General features: G+C 60.7%; 22 protein-coding genes. 10 read left to right on the top strand and 12 right to left on the bottom strand.

Annotated features, from left to right (window positions below):
• Window positions 1–9: 9 nt before the first annotated feature.
• The 5 genes from tsgA to ACOWVD_RS21490 form a co-directional block, all read right to left on the bottom strand.
• The gene (gene tsgA, locus ACOWVD_RS21510) at window positions 10–1,194 is read right to left on the bottom strand and encodes an MFS transporter TsgA (protein WP_004930336.1); all 1,185 of its coding nucleotides are present in this window, start codon (window positions 1,192–1,194) and stop codon (window positions 10–12) included.
• A gap of 191 nt (window positions 1,195–1,385) precedes the next feature.
• Window positions 1,386–2,366 (bottom strand): LacI family DNA-binding transcriptional regulator, encoded by a 981-nt coding sequence (locus ACOWVD_RS21505; protein ID WP_076741268.1) that lies wholly within the window; start codon window positions 2,364–2,366, stop codon window positions 1,386–1,388.
• Window positions 2,367–2,438: 72 nt separating this feature from the next.
• Window positions 2,439–3,746: a 6-phospho-beta-glucosidase gene (locus ACOWVD_RS21500; RefSeq protein ID WP_197800650.1), complete on the bottom strand. Its 1,308-nt coding sequence runs from the start codon at window positions 3,744–3,746 to the stop codon at window positions 2,439–2,441.
• On the bottom strand, window positions 3,743–4,081 hold the full coding sequence (locus ACOWVD_RS21495) for a PTS lactose/cellobiose transporter subunit IIA (RefSeq protein ID WP_197800667.1): 339 nt from the start codon (window positions 4,079–4,081) through the stop codon (window positions 3,743–3,745). The genes ACOWVD_RS21500 and ACOWVD_RS21495 overlap by 4 nt, the downstream gene beginning before the upstream one ends.
• 13 nt (window positions 4,082–4,094) lie before the next feature.
• Complete coding sequence (locus ACOWVD_RS21490) at window positions 4,095–4,292, bottom strand: hypothetical protein (RefSeq protein ID WP_197800652.1); 198 nt, start codon at window positions 4,290–4,292, stop codon at window positions 4,095–4,097.
• 142 nt (window positions 4,293–4,434) lie between these two features.
• On the opposite strand from ACOWVD_RS21490, the gene ppiA reads away from it, so the two are divergent.
• The 3 genes from ppiA to btsR all read left to right on the top strand — a co-directional run bounded on the left by ppiA (window position 4,435) and on the right by btsR (window position 7,570).
• The gene (gene ppiA, locus ACOWVD_RS21485; protein ID WP_015379288.1) at window positions 4,435–5,004 is read left to right on the top strand and encodes a peptidylprolyl isomerase A; all 570 of its coding nucleotides are present in this window, start codon (window positions 4,435–4,437) and stop codon (window positions 5,002–5,004) included.
• Window positions 5,005–5,159: 155 nt separating this feature from the next.
• Window positions 5,160–6,845, top strand: a complete 1,686-nt coding sequence (locus ACOWVD_RS21480) for a sensor histidine kinase (RefSeq protein WP_004930349.1) — start codon at window positions 5,160–5,162, stop codon at window positions 6,843–6,845.
• Window positions 6,845–7,570: a two-component system response regulator BtsR gene (btsR, locus tag ACOWVD_RS21475; RefSeq protein ID WP_004930351.1), complete on the top strand. Its 726-nt coding sequence runs from the start codon at window positions 6,845–6,847 to the stop codon at window positions 7,568–7,570. The genes ACOWVD_RS21480 and btsR overlap by 1 nt, the downstream gene beginning before the upstream one ends.
• On the opposite strand, the gene ACOWVD_RS21470 is transcribed toward btsR, so the two are convergent.
• The gene (locus tag ACOWVD_RS21470) at window positions 7,571–7,849 is read right to left on the bottom strand and encodes a type II toxin-antitoxin system RelE/ParE family toxin (RefSeq protein WP_021504776.1); all 279 of its coding nucleotides are present in this window, start codon (window positions 7,847–7,849) and stop codon (window positions 7,571–7,573) included.
• A 17-nt stretch (window positions 7,850–7,866) separates the two neighbouring features.
• On the bottom strand, window positions 7,867–8,136 hold the full coding sequence (locus ACOWVD_RS21465) for a hypothetical protein (RefSeq protein WP_004930356.1): 270 nt from the start codon (window positions 8,134–8,136) through the stop codon (window positions 7,867–7,869).
• A gap of 210 nt (window positions 8,137–8,346) precedes the next feature.
• On the opposite strand from ACOWVD_RS21465, the gene ACOWVD_RS21460 reads away from it, so the two are divergent.
• From ACOWVD_RS21460 to argD, 3 genes are all read left to right on the top strand, one after another.
• On the top strand, window positions 8,347–9,873 hold the full coding sequence (locus ACOWVD_RS21460; RefSeq protein ID WP_004930359.1) for a helicase HerA-like domain-containing protein: 1,527 nt from the start codon (window positions 8,347–8,349) through the stop codon (window positions 9,871–9,873).
• 72 nt (window positions 9,874–9,945) lie between these two features.
• Complete coding sequence (locus ACOWVD_RS21455) at window positions 9,946–10,521, top strand: aminodeoxychorismate synthase component II (protein ID WP_015379285.1); 576 nt, start codon at window positions 9,946–9,948, stop codon at window positions 10,519–10,521.
• Window positions 10,522–10,654: 133 nt separating this feature from the next.
• Complete coding sequence (gene argD, locus ACOWVD_RS21450) at window positions 10,655–11,872, top strand: bifunctional acetylornithine/succinyldiaminopimelate transaminase (protein WP_031300065.1); 1,218 nt, start codon at window positions 10,655–10,657, stop codon at window positions 11,870–11,872.
• Window positions 11,873–11,912: 40 nt separating this feature from the next.
• Here the strand turns inward: argD and ACOWVD_RS21445 are convergent, their stop codons facing one another.
• A complete protein-coding gene (locus ACOWVD_RS21445; protein WP_021504779.1) occupies window positions 11,913–13,991 on the bottom strand; it encodes a YccS/YhfK family putative transporter in 2,079 nt (692 codons plus the stop codon).
• Window positions 13,992–14,041: 50 nt separating this feature from the next.
• A complete protein-coding gene (crp, locus tag ACOWVD_RS21440) occupies window positions 14,042–14,674 on the bottom strand; it encodes a cAMP-activated global transcriptional regulator CRP (RefSeq protein ID WP_004090925.1) in 633 nt (210 codons plus the stop codon).
• Between the two features lie 382 nt (window positions 14,675–15,056).
• On the opposite strand from crp, the gene ACOWVD_RS21435 reads away from it, so the two are divergent.
• Window positions 15,057–15,464 (top strand): OsmC family protein, encoded by a 408-nt coding sequence (locus ACOWVD_RS21435; RefSeq protein WP_004930372.1) that lies wholly within the window; start codon window positions 15,057–15,059, stop codon window positions 15,462–15,464.
• Between the two features lie 37 nt (window positions 15,465–15,501).
• On the opposite strand, the gene ACOWVD_RS21430 is transcribed toward ACOWVD_RS21435, so the two are convergent.
• The 3 genes from ACOWVD_RS21430 to ACOWVD_RS21420 all read right to left on the bottom strand — a co-directional run bounded on the left by ACOWVD_RS21430 (window position 15,502) and on the right by ACOWVD_RS21420 (window position 17,732).
• Window positions 15,502–16,371 carry a phosphoribulokinase gene (locus ACOWVD_RS21430; protein ID WP_004930374.1) on the bottom strand — a complete coding sequence of 290 codons (870 nt, stop codon included), beginning with the start codon at window positions 16,369–16,371 and terminating at the stop codon, window positions 15,502–15,504.
• 150 nt (window positions 16,372–16,521) lie between these two features.
• Window positions 16,522–16,755: a YheU family protein gene (locus ACOWVD_RS21425; RefSeq protein WP_004930376.1), complete on the bottom strand. Its 234-nt coding sequence runs from the start codon at window positions 16,753–16,755 to the stop codon at window positions 16,522–16,524.
• Window positions 16,752–17,732: a hydrolase gene (locus ACOWVD_RS21420; RefSeq protein WP_015379282.1), complete on the bottom strand. Its 981-nt coding sequence runs from the start codon at window positions 17,730–17,732 to the stop codon at window positions 16,752–16,754. The genes ACOWVD_RS21425 and ACOWVD_RS21420 overlap by 4 nt, the downstream gene beginning before the upstream one ends.
• A gap of 118 nt (window positions 17,733–17,850) precedes the next feature.
• On the opposite strand from ACOWVD_RS21420, the gene ACOWVD_RS21415 reads away from it, so the two are divergent.
• The 3 genes from ACOWVD_RS21415 (at window position 17,851) to tauA (ending at window position 20,357) form a co-directional block, all read left to right on the top strand.
• Complete coding sequence (locus ACOWVD_RS21415; protein WP_015379281.1) at window positions 17,851–18,453, top strand: LysE family translocator; 603 nt, start codon at window positions 17,851–17,853, stop codon at window positions 18,451–18,453.
• A gap of 11 nt (window positions 18,454–18,464) precedes the next feature.
• On the top strand, window positions 18,465–19,247 hold the full coding sequence (locus tag ACOWVD_RS21410; RefSeq protein WP_049240525.1) for a PhzF family phenazine biosynthesis protein: 783 nt from the start codon (window positions 18,465–18,467) through the stop codon (window positions 19,245–19,247).
• Window positions 19,248–19,361: 114 nt separating this feature from the next.
• A complete protein-coding gene (tauA, locus tag ACOWVD_RS21405) occupies window positions 19,362–20,357 on the top strand; it encodes a taurine ABC transporter substrate-binding protein (protein ID WP_421105774.1) in 996 nt (331 codons plus the stop codon).
• Window positions 20,358–20,366 lie beyond the last annotated feature (9 nt).

Below are 20,366 nucleotides of genomic sequence, written 5' to 3'. Positions count from 1 at the left end.
GCGAAGAAATCAGTGCGTCACGTGACCGTGGCTGCGGTGCTTGGTCACGAAGCCCAGCAGCAGACACATCACGAATACCGCCAGGTACAGGCCGTTGGCGGTGGTCAGCGCCGCGTGCGCGCCGCCTTTCGCCACGATCGGGCCGGTGACCACGAAGGTCAGCATGGTGCCGATGGTGCCGCAGGTCAGGATAAAGTTGACCAGCTTCGGCGAGGAGACCTTGGTCTGCAGCGAGCCGAGGGTGATCAACGTGGTATAGATGGCGCTGGAAACGAAGCCCAGAGCCATGATGTAGTAGCCCAGGTGTTCCGGATTGTCGGTGCTGACGAACAGGTACATCGCGCCGGTAGCCAGCGCGGCCAGTACGGTAACGATGCGCTGCAGATCGAAGAAGCGCAGGATGAAGCTGAACACCCACATGCCGACCATGTAAGAGGTCCAGAAGTCGCTCACCAGCTTACCGGCCTGGCCGATGTCCATGTTGAACGACTTGGTGGCGTACTCAGGCACCCACTGAATGAAGCCCAGCTGGCCGAGGATGTAGCACAGCGCGGCGATCGACAGGAACAGCACGCCGATGCCCCATTTTTCTTTCTCGACCGGTTGACCGGCATCGGCGCCTTTCTTGCCCAGCACCGGGAATTCGGAGCACAGGGTCAGCACGAAGATCGCCACGTACAGCAGACCGATGCAGGCGTAAACCCAGTACCAGCCGATATGGCGAGCCAGCAGCATCGCGGCGACGATCGGGAAGATCATCCCGGCCATGCTGAAGAAGGAATCGGTGAACAACAGGCGCGAACCGCGCTGGCGACCGGCATACATGTGGGTGATCAGGAAGGTGCCGATCGACATGGTGATACCGCTAACCACGCCAAGGATAAACATGCACAGCGAGAACATGGTCAGGCTCTTGCCGAGCATCAGCCCTGCAACCGCCAGCACCATCAGGACAAAGCCGAAGATCAGCTGACGCTTCAGCGGGATGATTTCCATCAGCCAGGCATTGAGGAAGATCGAAATCAAAATACCGGCGTTGAGGAAAGTAAAGGTGTTACTCATGCTGGAAACCGGCAGATTAAAGTACTCTGCAATGTTTCCCATCACCATCCCTGTGACGATCACTAAAGCACCGGTCAGCGCGTACGAAAAGAAGCTGATCCAGGTAAGCCGTATGCGGTTACTGTCATTCATTGTATAGGCCTGAATATGTCTGTTAGAGGTTTTAACGCTGGCATAAGGCCGCTGGCTTTTCCTGGCAAACGCAGAAAAAAGTCCCGATCAGGCCACCAGGGGGCGGATCCTAGCACAGACAACGGGATTTTTTGTGATGGTTGTCGATTTTTTGATGCAACCTATGAAGGGAGGGTACGCATTATTGTGATCTATTTGCGTACCGTCACAATGGAATCACGGTTGACGATCGTCGGCTCAAATGGGTGCGCCGGGGTGGTGGGGTCGATCAGCCTGCGCGCCGCGTATTGGGCCATCTCGCTGATGGGAAAATGTACGCTGCTCAACGCCGGGCGTACAAAAGGCGCGCGTTCGCCGCTGTCGTAACAGATCAAGGAGATATCCTGCGGCACCCGCAGGCGGTGCTCGTTGATCGCCAGCAGCGCGCCGATCGCCATCTCTTCGTTGCAGCAGTAGATGGCGCTGGGCCGTGCGGCTTGCTGCAGCAGGCGATCGGCGCAGCGGTAACCGCTTTCCAGATCGTAAACGCCCTCCAGACAGGCCACCGGCTCGATATTCGCCGCCTGCATCGCCTCTTCAAACCCTTGCAACCGCAGGCGGCTCGACGGGCGCTCGCGCGGCCCGCTGATGCAGGCGATGCGCCGGTGCCCGGCATCGAGCAGTTGCTGGGTCGCCATGCGGCTGGCGAGCGGGTGATCGAAGGTGACGCAGCGGTCTTCCAGCCCCGGCACCAGCCGATCGAGCAACACGAAATGACGTTGCTCCGCCGCCAGCTGGCGCAGCCGATCGTCGCTGAGAAAACGCACGTGCAGGATCACGCCGTCGCAGCGCAGGCTGAACAGCCGCTGCACCGCCTGCCATTCGTTTTCGGCGCTGTTGCGGCCCTGGGTCACCAGCAGCTGCTTGCCGTGGGATTCGGCCTCGGTTTGCACGAAGTCCATCAGCGCGCCGAAGAAGCCGCCGCGATACGACGTGGTCACCAGCCCGAGGGTATTGCTGTGGCTGGAGGCGAGCGCGCGGGCCGCCGGATTGGGGGTGTAACCGAGCTGGGCGACGGCGCGTTCAACCTTCTCGCGGGTCGGCGCCTTGACGTTGCTGTCGCCGTTCACTACCCGCGATACGGTGGCGCGCGATACGCCCGCCAGCGCCGCGACATCTTCCAGTGTCACCATCGTCCAACTCCTGATTACGGCTAAAAAAATGGGTTCGGCGCGCCGAACCCCTGTCATACCGCGCGCAGGCGCTTACCTGAACTGCGGCAAATACGGCGCGTTTATCGTCAACACCTCGTCCAGCAACGGCTGCGCCAGATTGGCGTTGCCCACCAGCGGGTTGGCGATCAGCGCCAGCAAGCCGCTGCGGCGATCGCCGTGCACCGCGGCCTCGATGGTCAGGCGTTCGTAGGCTTTCACCTGCTGCGTCAGCGCCTGCATCGGCTCCGACAGCGGCCCGAACGTCAGCGGATGCGCGCCTTGGGCATCGACGATACAGTTGATTTCTATCACAGCATCGTCCGGCAGGCCATGGATTGCGCCGCGGTTTGCGGTGTTGACCACTAATTGCGTGCCGAGATTATTATGGATAGCACGAATCAGCTCCAGCGCAACCTCGGAATAGAAAGAACCGCCGCGGAAGCTGAGCTGTTCCGGCTTACTGTTCAACTGCGGATCGGCATACAGCTCGAACAGCTCTTTCTCCACCTGCATCACCTGCTCGGCGCGGGTGCCGCGCTCGCCGGCGGCGGCCATCTCTTCCGCCAGCATCTCACGGGTCTGGTAAAAATAGCGGTGGTACGGGCAGGGGATCGCGCCGAGCGCGCGCAGGAAGTCCGGCTGCCAGGGCTCTTCCTTGATGTTGTTCATGGTCAGCGCCGCGCCGTCGCACAGCATGTCGATCACCTTGGCGGTGACGTCGCGCCCCTGCTGCGTGACCTGATGCACCCAGACCATGTGGTTCAGGCCGGCGAACCGCAGCTGCACGTCGGCGTAAGGCGCCTGCAGCATGTTGGCGATCATGTGATGCATGCTGATCGGCACGTTGCACAGGCCGATGATCTTCGCTTTGGTAAAGCGAGACACCGCCTCGGTGACGATACCGGCCGGGTTGGTGAAGTTGATGATCCAGGCGTCCGGTGCCAGCTTTTCCACCCGGCGGGCAATATCCAGCATCACCGGAATGGTGCGCAGCGCCTTGGCGAAGCCGCCGACGCCGGTGGTCTCCTGGCCGAGCAGCTGGTATTTGAGGCCCAGCCGTTCGTCGGCGGCGCGCGCCGGCAGTTGCCCGACGCGGAACTGGGTCAGCACGAAAGCGGCGCCGCGAATCGCTTCGTCCAGCGTGAAGTGCACGCTGACCTTCACCTGTTCCAGCCCATGACGCGCCAGCATGCGGCGCGTCAGGGCGGCGATGGTTTCCACTTTTTGCCGGCCTGGCTCGACGTCCACCAGCGCCAGTTCGTTGACCGGCAGCTCCTCGATGCGCTGGATCAGCCCATCGACCATCTCGGGAGTGTAGCTGCTGCCGCCGCCGATCACGGCGATTTTGAGCGTGCTCATGGGCGGCCCTCCGTCAGCGACTGACGGCGATAGAGCTCGATCATGTCGTCGGCCAGATCCTGGATCACCATGGCGTTCATCAGATGATCCTGCGCATGCACGGTGATCAGATTGATCGCCAGCTTGCCGCAGCCTTCGTCCAGGCCGATCAGCTCGGTCTGGATCAGGTGCGCTTTCTTCACCCACTCTTTGGATTCGGCCATGTGTTTGGCCGCGGCGGCGAAGTCGCCGGCGCGCGCTTGTCGCAACGCCATCAACGCATTGCTGCGCGCGCTGCCGGAGAACACCAGCAGTTCCATGATGGTGCTTTCAAACTCGGGGCTGATTTCAGTCATCAATTCACTCACGTCATTTCTCCAGGGGTTGCGCGGCGATGCCGCCGTGGGATGCTTCAATATCCGTTCTTTTTGTAATGAGAGCGCTCTCATTTATATAGAGTAACGACAATGCGTGTGCAAACTGGGAGGCAGATCGCAAAAACCGCCCCAGGGCGGCACGGGGCAAAAAATGCGTGATGCGGTTGGCAAAAAAGCCTTCTGCGCCCATACTTTCCGCAGCAAAATTCAGGGCCGCCTAGGATATGTCCCGTAATTGGGTAAATATAGGTAAATGGCTGGCACTTGCCGATACAGCTCTTTAGAATCAAAGCGCTTTTCCGTTGTTTGTCTCTCAGAGAAAGGACCCGTTAATGTTCAAACGTACTTTAGTGACCTTCGTCGCGCTGTGTTCCCTGTCCGCAGTGGCACCAGCCGCACTCGCCGCCGGTGAGACCCATGTCATGCTGACGACCTCGGCGGGGAATATCGAATTGGCGCTCGACAGCCAGAAGGCACCGGTTTCCACCCAGAACTTCGTCGATTACGTGAACAGCGGGTACTACAACAACACCATTTTCCACCGCGTGATCCCGGGCTTCATGATCCAGGGCGGCGGTTTCACCGCTGACATGCAGCAAAAATCCACCAAGGCGCCGATCAAGAACGAAGCCGACAACGGCCTGCGCAACCTGCGCGGCACCATCTCGATGGCGCGCACCGCCGACAAGGACAGCGCCACCAGCCAGTTCTTCCTGAACGTGGCGGATAACGCCTTCCTGGATCACGGCCAGCGCGACTTCGGCTACGCGGTGTTCGGCAAAGTGGTGAAAGGCATGGATGTGGTGGACAAGATCGCTCAGGTGCCGACCGGCAACGTCGGCCCTTACCAGAATGTGCCGACCAAGCCGGTGGTGATTCTGTCGGCCAAGGTGCTGCCGTAAATTTTTTGGCCGATCCCGCCGGGATCGGCCGTCCTTCCTCCCGAAGCCTTGCTTTCATCACTGTTTTCTCCCGCGCCCCATGCTCTAATCGGCAGACAATAACCAGACCGGAAATCCGGCGTTCGCCCTTTGTTGTCTCTGGATGAGTTGCTGCCATGTATGAATTTAACCAGGTGCTGTTGCTGTTGCAGCAGATGTGCGTCTATCTCGTTATCGCCTATCTGCTGAGCAAAACCCCGCTGTTCATTCCGCTGATGCAGGTGACCATTCGCTTGCCGCACAAGCTGCTGTGCTACGTGATCTTCTCGGTGTTCTGCATCATGGGCACCTACTTCGGGCTGCATATTCAGGATTCGATCGCCAACACCCGTGCGATAGGCGCGGTTCTGGGCGGGCTGCTGGGCGGGCCGTCGGTGGGCTTTCTGGTCGGGCTGACCGGCGGCCTGCACCGGTATACGCTCGGTGGCATGACCGACGTGGCCTGCGCGATCTCCACCGTGTCCGAAGGGCTGGTCGGCGGCATCGTACACAGCATCGCCATGCGCCGGGGGCGCATCGAGCTGCTGTTCAATCCGCTGTTCGTCGGCGGCGTGGCGCTGGTGGCGGAAGTGCTGCAGATGGCGATCATTCTGGCGGTGGCGCGCCCTTATAACGAGGCGTTGCAGCTGGTGGAACACATCGCGCTGCCGATGATGATCGCCAATACCGTCGGCGCGGCGATGTTTATGCAAATCCTGCTGGACAGGCGCGCGATGTTCGAGAAATACACCAGCGCTTTCTCTTCCAAGGCGCTGAAGATCGCCGAGCGCACCGAGGGCATCCTGCGGCAGGGGTTCGATCAGGAAAACAGCATGAAGGTCGCCCGGGTGATTTATCAGGAACTGGGCATCGGCGCGGTGGCGATCACCGATCGCGACAAGCTGCTGGCGTTTATCGGCATCGGTGACGATCACCACCTGCCGGGCACGCCGATCGCCTCGGTGCATTCGCATCGCGCCATCGACAACAACGAGGTGGTGTACGCCGACGGCAATCAACTCTCTTACTGCTGCTCGATCAATCCGGCCTGCAAGCTGGGATCGACGCTGGTGATCCCGCTGCGCGGCGAAAACCAGCGGGTCATCGGCACCATCAAGCTGTATGAACCGAAAAGCCAGCTGTTCAGCACCATCAACCGTACGCTGGGCGAAGGCATCGCCAGCCTGCTGTCGGCGCAGATCATGGCCGGACAGTACGAGCGCCACAAGCAGCTGCTGGCGCAGTCGGAGATCAAGCTGCTGCATGCGCAGGTCAATCCGCATTTCTTGTTCAATGCCTTGAATACCCTGGTGGCGGTGATCCGCCGCGATGGCGAGCGCGCCTGCGATCTGGTGCAGTCCCTCTCGACCTTCTTTCGTAAAAACCTCAAGCGCTCGGATGACGAAGTCAGCCTGGCGGACGAAATTGAACATGTGAACGCCTACCTGCAGATAGAGAAAGCGCGCTTCGCCGATCGGCTGGAGATTGCGGTATCGCTGCCGGAGGCGCTGCTGGCGGCGCGGCTGCCGGCGTTTTCGCTGCAGCCGATCGTCGAGAATGCCATCAAGCATGGCACCTCGCATCTGTTGGGCGTGGGCCGCATCGAAATCGGCGCCTGCTGCGAAGGCGAGCATCTGCTGCTGCAGGTGACGGACAACGCCGGGCTGTTCCAGCCGAAACCGAACTGCAGCGGGCTGGGGATGAACCTGGTGGATAAACGCATTCGCGTGCGCTACGGCGAAGGCTATGGCGTGCAGGTGGATTGCCGGCCGGACGCCTACACCCGCATTACGCTTAATGTCCCTATGGAGAGGGCAGCCTGATGTTAAACGCACTGATTGTTGACGATGAACCTTCCGCGCGCGACAACCTGCGCCACCTGCTGGAAGCTGAAGCGGGGATCTCGATTATCGGCGAGTGCGCCAACGCCATCGAAGCCATCAGCCAGATCCATCGGCTGCAGCCGGACGTGGTGTTTCTCGATATTCAAATGCCGCGTATCAGCGGGCTGGAAATGGTCGGCATGCTGGATCCCAATCGGATGCCGCACATCGTGTTTCTGACCGCCTACGACGAATACGCGGTGCAGGCGTTCGAGGAGCACGCCTTCGACTATCTGCTGAAGCCGGCGGAGCCGACGCGGTTGAGCAAGACGCTGCAACGCCTGCGGCAGCGCAGTGCGCCGCAGGATGTGACGGCGCTGGATGAGAGCGCCGGTTACCTGAAATACATTCCCTGCACCGGCCACAGCCGCATCTATCTGCTGCGGTTCGATGAAGTGCTGGCGATCCGTTCCAAGCTGAGCGGGGTATTCGTGGTGCGCAGCGACGGCATGGAGTGTTTCACCGAATTGACGCTGCGCACGCTGGAAAGCCGTACGCCGCTGGTGCGCTGTCATCGGCAGTATCTGGTCAACCTGGAGCAGGTGCGCGAGATCCGCTTCGAAGAGGGCGGTGCGGCAGAGATGATCATGTCGGCCGGCGATCCGGTGCCGGTCAGCCGGCGCTATTTGAAGGCGCTGAAGGAGCAACTGGGGCTGCGAGGGTGACTATGCCGGCGGCCACCGGCGGCGAGTATGCACGATGGCCAATATGATGACGCGTTGAGCCGCCAATTCATAGACCAACAGATAGGACGGGGAGATGACCAGCTCGCGCGTGCCGGCTATCCGACCCGTTTTCCCGCTGGTGGGATGATGCACGAGGCGTGCCGCCGCGTCAGCGATTTTTGCATCATTTTCTGCGGCGGCGGCCGAATTTTTAAGTTCCAACCATTCATAAATCGCCAGACGATCGGCGAGGGCGGGTACCGTCCATGTCAGTTTCACAAAAGTCCTTTTGTGTTTTATTGCGTTGATTTAGCTCTGCGTTCGGCGAAATAAGCAGCCACCTCTTCATCGTCGGCGAACTTGCCTTCACGCAACGCCTTGCGGCTCACCTCGACCTTTTCCTTTAACCACTGGTCGTACTCTTCCTGCTGCGCCTGGCGGCTGACAAACTCGCGCATGAAATCGCGCAGCAGTTGCGAAGCCGTGCGATCGGCGGCCTTTGCCGCGCTGGCGAAAGCGGTTTTTAACTCGTCATCCACGCGGATTACCACGGTAGATTCAGACATGGTATTTACCTCGTATATACAGCGTAATGCTCACTATAACACTGGTGCTTTATTGTTCAAGCAAAGACGCTCTGACGCTAAGCGCAATCTGAATTCATCAGGCCCCGACGGCGCCCATTTTGTTTGTCCTTGACGGGGTTACGCGGCGCTTATAGCTTTATTGCATCAACAGGCGCGTTTCGCGCCGCGTCAGCGTCAAAGGAACAGAAAATGAGTGAACCACGGATTATCGCCAAAGCGATGAAAGACGGAAAACCGGAACAGGATCTGGTGATTTTGCCGGCGTTGGCCAACCGCCACGGCTTGATCACCGGGGCAACCGGCACCGGCAAAACGGTGACGCTGCAGAAAATGGCCGAACAGTTCTCACGCATCGGCGTGCCGGTGTTCCTGTCGGACGTGAAGGGCGATCTGTCCGGCATCGGCGCCGAGGGCGTGCCTTCCGAGAAACTGCAGGCGCGTCTGGCGGCGATCGGCGTTACCGACTGGCAACCGCAGGCCTGCACCATTATCCCGTGGGATATTTACGGTGAAAAAGGCCACCCGATCCGCGCCACCATTTCCGATCTCGGGCCGTTGCTGCTGGGGCGCCTGTTGGATTTGAACGAGGTGCAAAGCGGCGTGCTGCAGCTGGTGTTCAAAATCGCCGATGACAATGCGCTGCTGCTGCTGGACATGAAAGACCTGCGCGCCATGGTGCAGTTCGTCGGCGACAACGCCAAACAATTCCAAACCCAGTACGGCAATATCTCTGCCGCCTCTATCGGCGCCATTCAGCGCGGGTTGTTGACGCTGGAAGAGCAGGGGGCCAATCAGTTCTTCGGCGAGCCGATGCTGGACATCAACGATCTGATGAAAACCGACGCCAACGGCCACGGCGTGATCAATCTGCTGGCGGCGGACAAGCTGATCAATCAGCCGAAGCTGTATTCGGTGTTCCTGCTGTGGCTGCTGGCCGAGCTGTTTGAGCACCTGCCGGAAGTGGGCGACCCTGAACAGCCGAAGCTGGTGTTCTTCTTCGATGAAGCGCACCTGCTGTTCAACGATGCACCGGCGGCGCTGCTGACCAAGATTGAACAGGTGGTGCGTCTGATCCGCTCCAAAGGCGTCGGCATTTACTTCGTCACCCAGAACCCGCTGGACATCCCGGACAGCGTGCTGGGCCAGTTGGGCAACCGCGTGCAGCATGCGCTGCGCGCCTTTACCCCGCGCGATCAGAAGGCGGTGAAGACGGCGGCGCAAACCCTGCGCGCCAACCCGGCCTTCGATGCCGAAACGGCGATCACCGAGCTGGGCGTGGGCGAAGCGCTGGTGTCGTTCCTCGACGAGAAGGGCCGGCCGAACGTGGTGGAGCGGGCGATGGTCATCGCGCCGGAATCCAAAATGGGCATGCTTGGCGCGGAAGGGCTGAACAGCGCGATCAACAAGTCGCCGCTGTATGGCCGCTATGAAGACATGATTGACCGCGAGTCCGCCTACGAGAAGCTGTCGTCGGGCGGTTTCGCCACCATCGGCACCCCGCAGCAGGGGCAACAACCGCAGACGCAACAGCAACAACAGCAGGCGGGCGGCGGCCTGATGGATGGTTTGAACGAGCTGTTGTTCGGTTCCACCGGCCCGCGCGGCGGCAAACGCGACGGCATCGTCCAGACCGCCGCCAAGAGCATGGCGCGCGATCTCGGCCGCCAGATCCTGCGCGGCGTGCTGGGCTCGATCACCGGCGGCCGTAAAAAGTAAGCGGAAATTATCGTCGGCAGCGGCGGGTTAAATCAGTAAACTATGGCGGCGTTTTTCTCTGCCGGACCTGACATGCTGCTGCTGATCGATAACTACGACTCCTTTACCTATAACCTTTACCAGTACTTCTGCGAGTTGGGCGCCGAGGTGGTGGTGAAGCGCAACGATGAGCTGCAGCTGGCCGATATCGAGCGGCTGGCGCCGCAGCATCTGGTGATTTCCCCCGGCCCCTGCACCCCGAACGAAGCGGGTATCTCGCTGGCCGCCATTCGTCATTTCGCCGGCAAACTGCCGATCCTTGGCGTGTGCCTGGGGCACCAGGCGCTGGGGCAGGCGTTCGGCGCCGAGGTGGTGCGCGCCCGCGCGGTGATGCACGGCAAAACGTCGGCCATTCGCCATCTGGGCGTCGGCGTGTTCCGTGGCCTGAGCGATCCGCTGACCGTGACACGTTACCACTCGCTGGTGCTGAAAGCCGATACGCTACCGGACTGCTTTGAAGTGACCGCCTGGAGCGAACGCGACGGCGTGCGCGACGAGATCATGGGCATCCGCCACCGCGCTTTGGCGTTGGAAGGCGTGCAGTTCCATCCGGAAAGCGTGCTCAGCGAGCAGGGCCATCAGCTGCTGGATAACTTCCTCAACCGTTAATCCCGATGCGTTTTTTTCGCTCGTCGGGCGTTTTGCGTTTGCGCTTGATTGGTTTTTTATGCATATTTCGTGATTATGTTTTCAATCTAACATTACGATAGCGCTGAAAAACCTTCAGGGTGGAGCCGAAAAAATGACTGGAAAATCCGCAGTGAGCCGCAGCACCTTTGACCAGGTTATCCTGCCTGTTTATGCACCCGCCCAGTTTGTGCCGGTGCGCGGCCAAGGCAGCCGGGTCTGGGATCAGCAGGGAAAAGAGTACATCGATTTTTCCGGCGGCATCGCGGTAACGGCGCTGGGGCACTGCCATCCGGCGCTGGTCGAGGCGCTCAAACGTCAGGGTGAGACTCTGTGGCATACCAGCAACGTCTTTACCAATGAACCGGCGCTGCGCCTGGCGAGCAAACTGATCGACGCCACCTTCGCCGATCGGGTGTTCTTCGCCAACTCCGGCGCAGAGGCCAACGAAGCGGCGTTCAAACTGGCGCGTCATTACGCCATCACCCGCCACAGCCCCTATAAAACCAAAATCATCGCTTTCTATAACGCGTTCCACGGCCGCACGCTGTTCACCGTGTCGGTGGGCGGGCAGGCCAAATACTCCGACGGGTTCGGGCCAAAGCCGGCCGACATCGTGCACGTGCCGTTCAACGATCTGGCGGCGGTGAAAGCGGTGATGGACGACCACACCTGCGCGGTGGTGATGGAGCCGATTCAGGGCGAGGGCGGCATTACGCCGGTCGACGCCGGCTTCCTCAAAGGCGTGCGCGAGCTGTGCGACCAACATCAGGCGCTGCTGGTGTTCGACGAAGTGCAAAGCGGCATGGGGCGCAGCGGCAAGCTGTTCGCCTATATGCATTATGGCGTGACGCCGGACATTCTCACCACCGCCAAGGCGCTGGGCGGCGGTTTCCCGGTGAGCGCCATGCTGACCACCGAAGAGATTGCGTCGGTGATGCAGGTGGGCACCCACGGCACCACCTACGGCGGCAACCCGCTGGCTTGCGCGGTGGCGGAGGCGGCGTTGGATGTGATCAATACGCCGGAAGTGCTGAGCGGCATCGAACAGCGCCACGCGCTGTATGTGCAGGCTTTGCAGAATATCGGCGATAAATACGGTATTTTCACCGCCATTCGCGGCATGGGGTTACTGATCGGCGCCGAACTGACGCCGCATTATCACGGCAGAGCGCGCGATTTCCTCACCGCCGCCGCCGCGCGTGGGCTGATGATCCTCAATGCCGGGCCGAACGTGATCCGTTTCGCGCCGTCGCTGGTGGTGGAGCTGCAGGACATCGAGGCCGGCATGGCGCTGTTCGAGCTGGCGGTGCAGGATGTGATCAACGCCTGAAGCCCGTGCGGCGAATAACGGGGCGCGGCATGCCGCGCCCTTATTGATCGCGCAGTTTGCGCTTGAGCCAGATGCCGTGGTGCGGGCGCTGGCGCCAGGCCAGCGACGAAATGGTATGCATCACGCTCAGGTGCGACAAAATGCGCCGCAAATGACGTTCCATCTCGGTGACGGGCATGTCCGGATGCAGATCCGGCGGCTGCATGATGCCGCTGTTGTCACTGCTCGGGCCGTCGTATTCCAACCGCTGCTGGCAGCTTTGCAGCGCAATTTCACAGGTTTGCAGATAGGCTTCCGCCAGTTTCGGCGTCAGCATGTAGTGCTCGCGCGCCAGAATGGTCATGGCGTTCAGGTGTTCGACGATGAACTGGCTGTGCGTGACCCACAGCCGCATGTCCGCCAGATAATTCGACGCGAACCCCGGCTCCTGCATCGCCTGATTGAGCGAGGTGAACAGCGCATTGTGCGCCTGGTTGACCTGCATGCGGGTATAGGCCAACGCGGTGGCATCCGGTTCCGGCTGCTTCAGCATCAGCCGCAGCGCGGCTTGATCGTTCTCCAGCGCCTGATGGGCATTCTTGCGCAGCAGCCCGCTTTGCCACTGCGGCCACAGCCAAATGGTGCCGCCGAACGCCAGCACGCAGCCTATCAGCGTATCGATCAGACGCGGCACCAGAAAATGCGAGCCGTTCAGCGCCAGCAGCTGCAGGGTGTAAACCGCCGTGACCGTAAAGCCAATCACCGACAGCCCGTAGTTCTTGCGCGAAACCAGGTAGGCCAGCAGCGTGATCACCAGCATGATGCTCAGCGTTTCTCCTTCCGGCAGCTGCAGCTGCAACAGCCCGGCCGCCAGCAATAGCCCGGCAATCGTGCCCAGCGCACGGTGCTGAATACGCACCCGGGTGGCGTTATACCCGTTTTGGCTCACCAGCATGATGGTGAGCAGGATCCAGTAAGGCTTCGGCAGGTTGAAAACCGCACCCAGGCTGCTGCCGACCGCCAGCGTCACCCCCAGCCGCGCGGCGTTGCGCAGGGCGGTGGATTTGAACGACAGGTAGCTGGCCAGCGCCGGCCAAAACGGCAGGCGGTGCTGGCCGGGCATCAGGTCGCGGCGGTACAGCGGATGCTGGGTGCGCAGCAGGCGAGCGATGCGGCTGAAGTGGTAATAACAAAACTGGCCGACCGGGTTATCGGGATGCTGCGCCGCCATTTTTTCCAGCGCCGCCAGTTCGTGGCTCATGGAGAAGCGCTTCGAATGTTGATGGTAGAGAATATCGTGCGCCACCACGCGCAGCCGGCCGGCGATCACCTGAGCGTTGCGGCGAATGATCGCTTCGGCCTGGCTCTGCTCCACCAGTTTTTGCACCTCCTCCGGCAGATGCAGGCTGACGGTGATGTGCTCCTGCAGATCCATCGCCACCTGAAAGGCGCGCTGCAGGCGCTTTTGTTCGAGGTTGTTGGCGTGCGGCAGGAAATTGAGCTGTTGGTATAAAAGGCTGATCAGATCCATCACCTTTTGTTGGCGCACCAGCAGCGGCGGCAGCGCGGTTTGCGGATCGGTGTGCTGGGTCAGCAACGAGTATTTGGCTTCGAAATAGTCAGCCAGCTCCAGATAGAGCTGGCTGAGCGTCTCGCGCATTGGCTGTTCTTTCCACAGCTTGAACCAGAACCAGGTGAATAAGCCGTACCAGACGGTGCCGATCGCGTACAGCAGCGGCGCCTGCCAGAGGGGTACCGTGCCGGCCGTGCTGAGGGCGAAAATGGCGGCCACCAGCGCCGCCGGCAACAGCCGGGCGTGCAGCGGGCTGATTTCGCCGGTGACGCCGAGCAGCAGCGCCAGGCCCAGCATCAGCGCCGGCAGCGGCACGTGCCACAGCAGTGCCTGTTGCAGCAGCACGCTGCTGAAGGCGAACAGCGAGCCGCCGACGATCAGCCGTTTAAAGAAGCGCTTATGCGGCGTGTCCAGACCGGCGATATTGCAGCAGGCGGGCACCAGAGAGAACATCAGGCCGAGCTGCAGCTGGCCTATTAACAAGCCGAACAGCACCGGCAGGCACAACACCAGCGTTTGTCGCAGTGCGTAGTTGATTTCCGGGTGGTAGATCAGGCGGCGCCACATGGCAGAGAGCAGATAAAAAAACGGCGCAGGCTGCGCCGTTTCTTCGGGGATTAACGGGTGCCGTAGACGACAATGGTTTTGCCGTGGGCGGAAATCAGGTTTTGATCTTCCAGCATTTTCAGAATACGGCCAACGGTTTCACGCGAGCAGCCGACGATCTGGCCGATCTCCTGACGGGTGATCTTGATCTGCATGCCGTCCGGGTGAGTCATGGCGTCAGGTTGCTTCGCCAGATTCAGCAGGGTTTGCGCGATGCGGCCGGTCACGTCCAGGAAGGCGAGGTTGCCCACTTTTTCGGAGGTGACCTGCAGGCGGCTCGCCATTTGGGCGGACAGACGCATCAGGATGTCCGGGTTCACCTGGATCAGCTGGCGGAATTTCTTGTAGGAAATTTCGGCCACTTCACAGGCGGTTTTCGCGCGAACCCAGGCGCTGCGCTCCTGGCCTTCTTCGAACAATCCGAGCTCGCCGATGAAATCCCCCTGGTTGAGGTAGGACAGGATCATCTCTTTACCTTCTTCATCCTTGATCAGCACCGCGACGGAGCCTTTCACGATGTAGTAAAGCGTTTCGGCCTTTTCACCTTGGTGAATCAGCGTACTCTTCGATGGATATTTGTGGATATGGCAATGAGACAGGAACCATTCGAGAGTAGGGTCTGTTTGCGGTTTGCCGAGAACCATTCGCTGTTATCCTCTGTTGTTATCGCTGCCTTGTGTCACAGGGGTCAGAGTTCCCTGTAAAACCCGCCTGTAGCCGCAGTTATGAGCGAGGGCTACCGGCAAGTTTTGAGGCGTGTCATAAAAATACGCTGTCGCTCTAGCATATTAACTTGCCGTAAGCGCTGCAAGCTACATTCTGTTAACATACCGGTAAAGGAGCCTTTCTCTGGGCGTTTCCCTGAAATGCAGTGTCCCGGAAAGATTTATTGCGGCTCTGTTTGTAGCACAGAGTAAGGCGGGTGTCTCGTGTTGTCTCGCTTCAGCATGATTAGCATCAGGTTACGTTGCCTGTTTCTATGCGAAAGCGTACTCTGATTTTAAGAAATCAACCGGAGTGACCAGAATGCAGGCAAGAGTTAAATGGGTGGAAGGGTTAACGTTTTTGGGTGAATCGGCCTCCGGCCACCAGGTGCTGATGGACGGCAACGCCGGTGATAAAGCGCCCAGCCCGATGGAGATGGTGCTGATGTCGGTGGGCGGCTGCAGCGCGATCGACGTGGTATCCATCCTGCAAAAGGGGCGCAACGACGTGCGCGACTGCGAGGTGAAGCTGACCTCCGAGCGCCGCGAAGAAGCCCCGCGGTTGTTCACCCATATCAACCTGCACTTCATCGTGACCGGCCAGGATCTGACCGACAAGATCGTCGAACGTGCGGTGAACCTGTCGGCGGAGAAATACTGCTCGGTGGCGCTGATGCTCAACAAGGCCGCCACGGTAACCCACAGCTTCGAGATCCGCCAACCGGCGTAATCGAGGCGGAGCGCGGCCGGCGCCGCGCTCAACGCATTTATTCGATCTTCTTGCCTTCCAGCAACCGTTGCACCAGCGGCGCCATGATCAGCTCCATCGCCAGCCCCATTTTGCCGCCCGGCACCACTAACGTATTGATGTGCGAGATAAACGATCCCTGCAGCATCGCCAGCAAGTAGGGGAAGTCGATCTGGTCCAGGCCGCGGAAGTGGATCACCACGAAGCTTTCATCCAGTGAGGGAATGGCCTTGGCGGCGAACGGGTTGGAGGTGTCCACCGTCGGCACGCGCTGGAAGTTGATGTGGGTGCGCGAGAACTGCGGCGTAATGTAGTTGATGTAGTCTTCCATCGAGCGCACCACCGAATCCATCACCGCTTCGCGGGAGTGGCCGCGTTCGCCGGTATCGCGGATCAGCTTCTGGATCCACTCCAGGTTGACGATCGGCACCACGCCGACCAGCAGATCGACGTGTTTGGCCACGTCATGGTGCTCGGTGACAACGCCGCCGTGCAACCCCTCGTAGAACAGCACGTCGGTCGGCGCCGGCAGCGGCTCCCACGGGGTGAAGGTGCCCGGTACCTGATTGTAGGGCACTGCTTCGTCGTAGGTGTGCAGGTACTTGCGCGAACGACCGGTGCCGTTTTTGCCGTAGTCGATAAAGCTCTGCTGCAGCAGGCCGAAGTCGTTGGCCTCGGGGCCGAAATAGCTGATGTGTCTGCCCAGATCGCGCGCCTTGCGGATCGCCGCGTCCATTTCCGGCCGGGTATAGCGGTGGAAGCTGTCGCCCTCCAGTTCGGCGGCGCGGATATTGAGCTGCTGGAAGATTTTACGGAACGCCACGCTGGTGGTGGTGGTGCCGGCGCCGCTGGAACCGGTCACCGCGATAACGGGATGTTTGGCAGACATGATGGTTGTCACTCCGTGTTGAATGCGCCGGCGTCAGGGGATTATTGTGGCTCTTGTTGACGCTCTCTATGTCAGGAAAAATGGCGCGCGCTGGTTTGCAATGCCCCATTGTTACCTGATTTTTTCCGTCAGTCATAGAACCGGGCGCCACTAAATTTCTTCCTGCCCGGCGCGGAATTGGCCGCGCGGCATGATGTTGACGCTCTCATGCAGTTCCGACCACACCAGCACCACTTCGCCGTTTTTCAGCTGGCGGCGCACGTCCTCCACCTTCTGCTCCAGCGAGCGTTCGTGTTCGCCGTAATCGGTGCCTTCGCGCAGCACAAAGGATTCGATCAGGCTGTTCAGGGTGTCGGTTGCCAGTTCTTGCCAGGGAATAATCACGTCGGAATGTCCAGATAAGGGGAAAGCCAGGCCGGAATGCGATGCTCCAGCCACATGTGCGGTTTTTTCAGCGTGCCGCCGACGAAGCCGACGTGGCCGCCGAACTCAGTCAGCTGATATTCGATATTGCGCGGCAGGCCGGCGACGTCGGGGATCACCTCAGGGGTCATGAAAGGGTCGTCCTTCGCATGGATGATCAGCAGCGGCGTCTGGATAGACGGCAACAGCGGCAGGGCGCTGCAGCGGCGATAATAGTCGGTGGCGTCGCTGAAGCCGTGAATGCGCGAGGTGATGGCGTCGTCGAATTCGCGGATGCGTCGCAACCCGTTCAGCTGTGACAGTTTGAGCGGCAGAGTGTCCGGGTAGTGCAACAGCTTGCGGGTGGCGTTTTGTTTCAGCTGCCCCAGCAGGTAGCGCTGATAAACGCGGGAGAAGCCTTGCTCCATGCGGTAGGCGCAGGGTTCCAGCATCAGCGGCGCCGAGACCACCACCGCCGCCTGCAGCAGGCTGTCGGCGCCTTGTTGCGCCAGATAGCAGGCCAGCATGTTGCCGCCGAGCGAAACGCCTACCGCCGCGGTCGGCACCTCGCCGTAGCTATCGCGCAGCCAGCGCAGAAAGAAGCGCGCGTCTTCGGTTTCACCGGAGTGGTAGATGCGCTGCTTGCGGTTGGGCACGCCGCTGCAGCCGCGAAAGTGCATCACCACCCCGAGCCAGCCGCGCTCGCGCCAGGCGTTGAGCAGGCCGTGCGCGTAGGGGCTGTAGAAGCTGCCTTCCAGGCCATGAAACAGCACTGCACGCGGTTTGTCGCGCGCCTGCGCCGGATCCTCGCTCCAGGCGAGATCGACGAAATCGCCGTCGGGCAATTCCAGCCGTTGCCAATGCGGTTTCAATAACACGCGGCGGCGCACCAGCCGCGGCAACAGCGTTTGCAGGTGCGGGTTACTGGCCCCGGTCAGAGGGCGAAAGGTGTTAGGCATAGGCTGAGTAAAATGTTGTGGGCGGCTATTGTGAGATCTCTAGCGCACTGTTAGCTTCAATACCAAGAATTATCAATGATACTGCAAAAAAGCGCCTTGGGTGAGGAGCACCCGTGCCATGGAACCGAGTTTATTCCTTTCGATGCTGGGCTTCCTGTGGGTCGCCGCCATCACGCCTGGCCCCAATAATCTGCTGCTGACCACCTCCGGCGCTAACTTCGGCTTTATGCGATCGCTGTGGCTGATGGTCGGCATCATGCTCGGCATGCAAAGCATCTTGCTGCTGGTGGCGTTCGGCGTCGGCAGCCTGATCCTGGTCTACCCGTCGCTGCACCTGATCCTGAAAATCCTCGGCAGCCTGTACCTGCTGTGGCTGGCGTGGAAAGTCGCCACCGCCGCCTATGAAAAGCTGGAAACCGACGTGGCGCCACCGCAGCCGGTGCGGCTGTATCAGGGCTGGCTGCTGCAGTTCCTCAACCCGAAAGCCTGGCTGATGGCGCTGGGGGCGGTGGCGAGCTTCAGCCTGGCGGGCGATAAGTACAACGGTTCCATTGCGGCGATCGCGCTGGGCATTGTGGTGGTGAACATCGTCGCCGGCATTATCTGGCTGGCGTTCGGCACCCTGATTGGCCGCCTGCTGCGCAGTAAAAAGGCCTGGGTTATCTTCAACGTTTCCATGGGGCTGCTGACTGCAGCCTGTGTATTACTGATTTGGCATTAAGGAGCGGAACGATGGCGGAAAACTATTATCACGTGGTCGCCTTTACCGGTGAGGGGCTGCGCGGCAACCCGGCCGGGGTCTGCCTGCTGACGCAGACACTGCCGACGGAGCGGCTGCAGGCAATCGCCAACGAGATCGGCCTGCCGGAGACCAGCTTTGTCTGGGATGACGGCGACATGACCGCCATCCGCTGGTTTACCCCGGAGCGTGAGGTCGATCTTTGCGGCCACGGCACGCTGGCGGCGGCGCATGTGATGTTCAGCGCGGTTAACCCGGCGCTGAAGGATATTCGCTTCCGTTCGGCCAGCGGCGAGCTGTTCGTCAAGCGCGATGAGCGGGACGGGGAGCGGCTGGTGCTTGATTTCCCCGCCAGGCCGCCGCAGAAAGTCGCCGAACCGGCGGGCCTCGCGGCGCTGCTGGGCGTGCAGCCGCAGGAAGTGTGGCAGGCGAAAGCGCTGCTGGTGGTGGTGGAAAATGAGGCGCAGGTGCGCGCGCTGCGGCCGGACATCCCGGCGCTGATCGCATTGGCCGGCCGCGCGGTGATCGTCACCGCGCCGGGTGACACCGTGGACTTCGTTTCGCGCTATTTCACACTCGACGGCGGCGAGGATCCGGTGACCGGATCCGCGCATTGCACGTTGATGCCTTACTGGACGGCGCGTCTCGGCCGCCATCGGCTGCACGCCCGGCAGATTTCGGCGCGCGGCGGCGAGCTGTTCTGCGAACTGCAAGGGGACCGCACGCTGCTAGGGGGCTACGCTCACGTGTTCCTGCGTGGGACGATCGTGCTGTGATTCGCTTTAATATTACCTAAGGTAATAAAGAAGACTTTTTTATTCTTTTATCGCCCGTCATCGCTCAGATAAAACTGTCAGCAACTGAACAGATTGTTATCAACGGAGCGGAACATGGCGGGCAAACTCTTTTCTTTACGCAACGCGGCGCTGCTGGCGTTGTCGCTCAGCGCGGCCAGCGCCTACGCGGTGGACGTGACCGTGGCGTACCAGACGTCGGCGGAGCCGGCCAAGGTGGCGCAGGCGGAAAACAGCTTCGCCAAACAGTCCGGCGCGACCGTCGACTGGCGTAAGTTCGACAGCGGTTCCAGCGTGCTGCGTGCGCTGGCCTCCGGCGATGCGCAGATCGGCAATATCGGCTCCAGCCCACTGGCGGTGGCCGCCAGCCAGAAACTCCCCATCGAAGTGTTCCTCATCGCCTCGCAGCTCGGCAGTTCCGAAGCGCTGGTGGTGAAAAATGACATCAAAAGCCCGCAGGATCTGATCGGCAAGCGCATCGCGGTGCCGTTTATTTCCACCACCCATTACAGCCTGCTGGCTTCACTCAAACATTGGGGCATCAAGCCTGAACAGGTGAAGATCCTCAATCTGCAGCCGCCGGCCATCGCCGCCGCCTGGCAGCGCGGCGACATCGACGGCGCTTACGTCTGGGCGCCGGTGGTCAACGAACTGGCCAAACAGGGCAAGGTGCTGACCGACTCCGCGCAGGTGGGCGAATGGGGCTCGCCGACGCTGGACGTGTGGGTGGTGCGCAAAGACTTCGCAGAGAAACATCCCGACGTAGTAACCGCCTTTGCCGCCAGCGCCCTGCAGGCGCAAAAGGCCTACCTGGCGGCGCCGGAACAGTGGCTGAAAGATCCGAGCCATCTCAGCACGCTGGCGCGCCTGAGCGGCGTGCCGGAAGCGCAGGTGCCGGAACTGGTGAAGGGGAACCGATATCTGCCGGTGGCCGATCAGGTTGCCCAACTCGGCCAGCCGGTGGACAAGGCAATCCGCGATACCGCCGAATTCCTCAAGCAGCAGGGCAAGATCCCGCAGGTCGACAGCGACTACAGCGCTTACGTCACCGACCGTTTTGTGAAACAGGTGCAGGCTGCGCCGCAGTCGTAAGGAAGCAGG

The organism is Serratia sp. SA088, from assembly GCF_049065515.1.
GTDB lineage: Bacteria > Pseudomonadota > Gammaproteobacteria > Enterobacterales > Enterobacteriaceae > Serratia > Serratia nematodiphila.
This window is presented reverse-complemented; position numbering and strand designations above follow the sequence as displayed.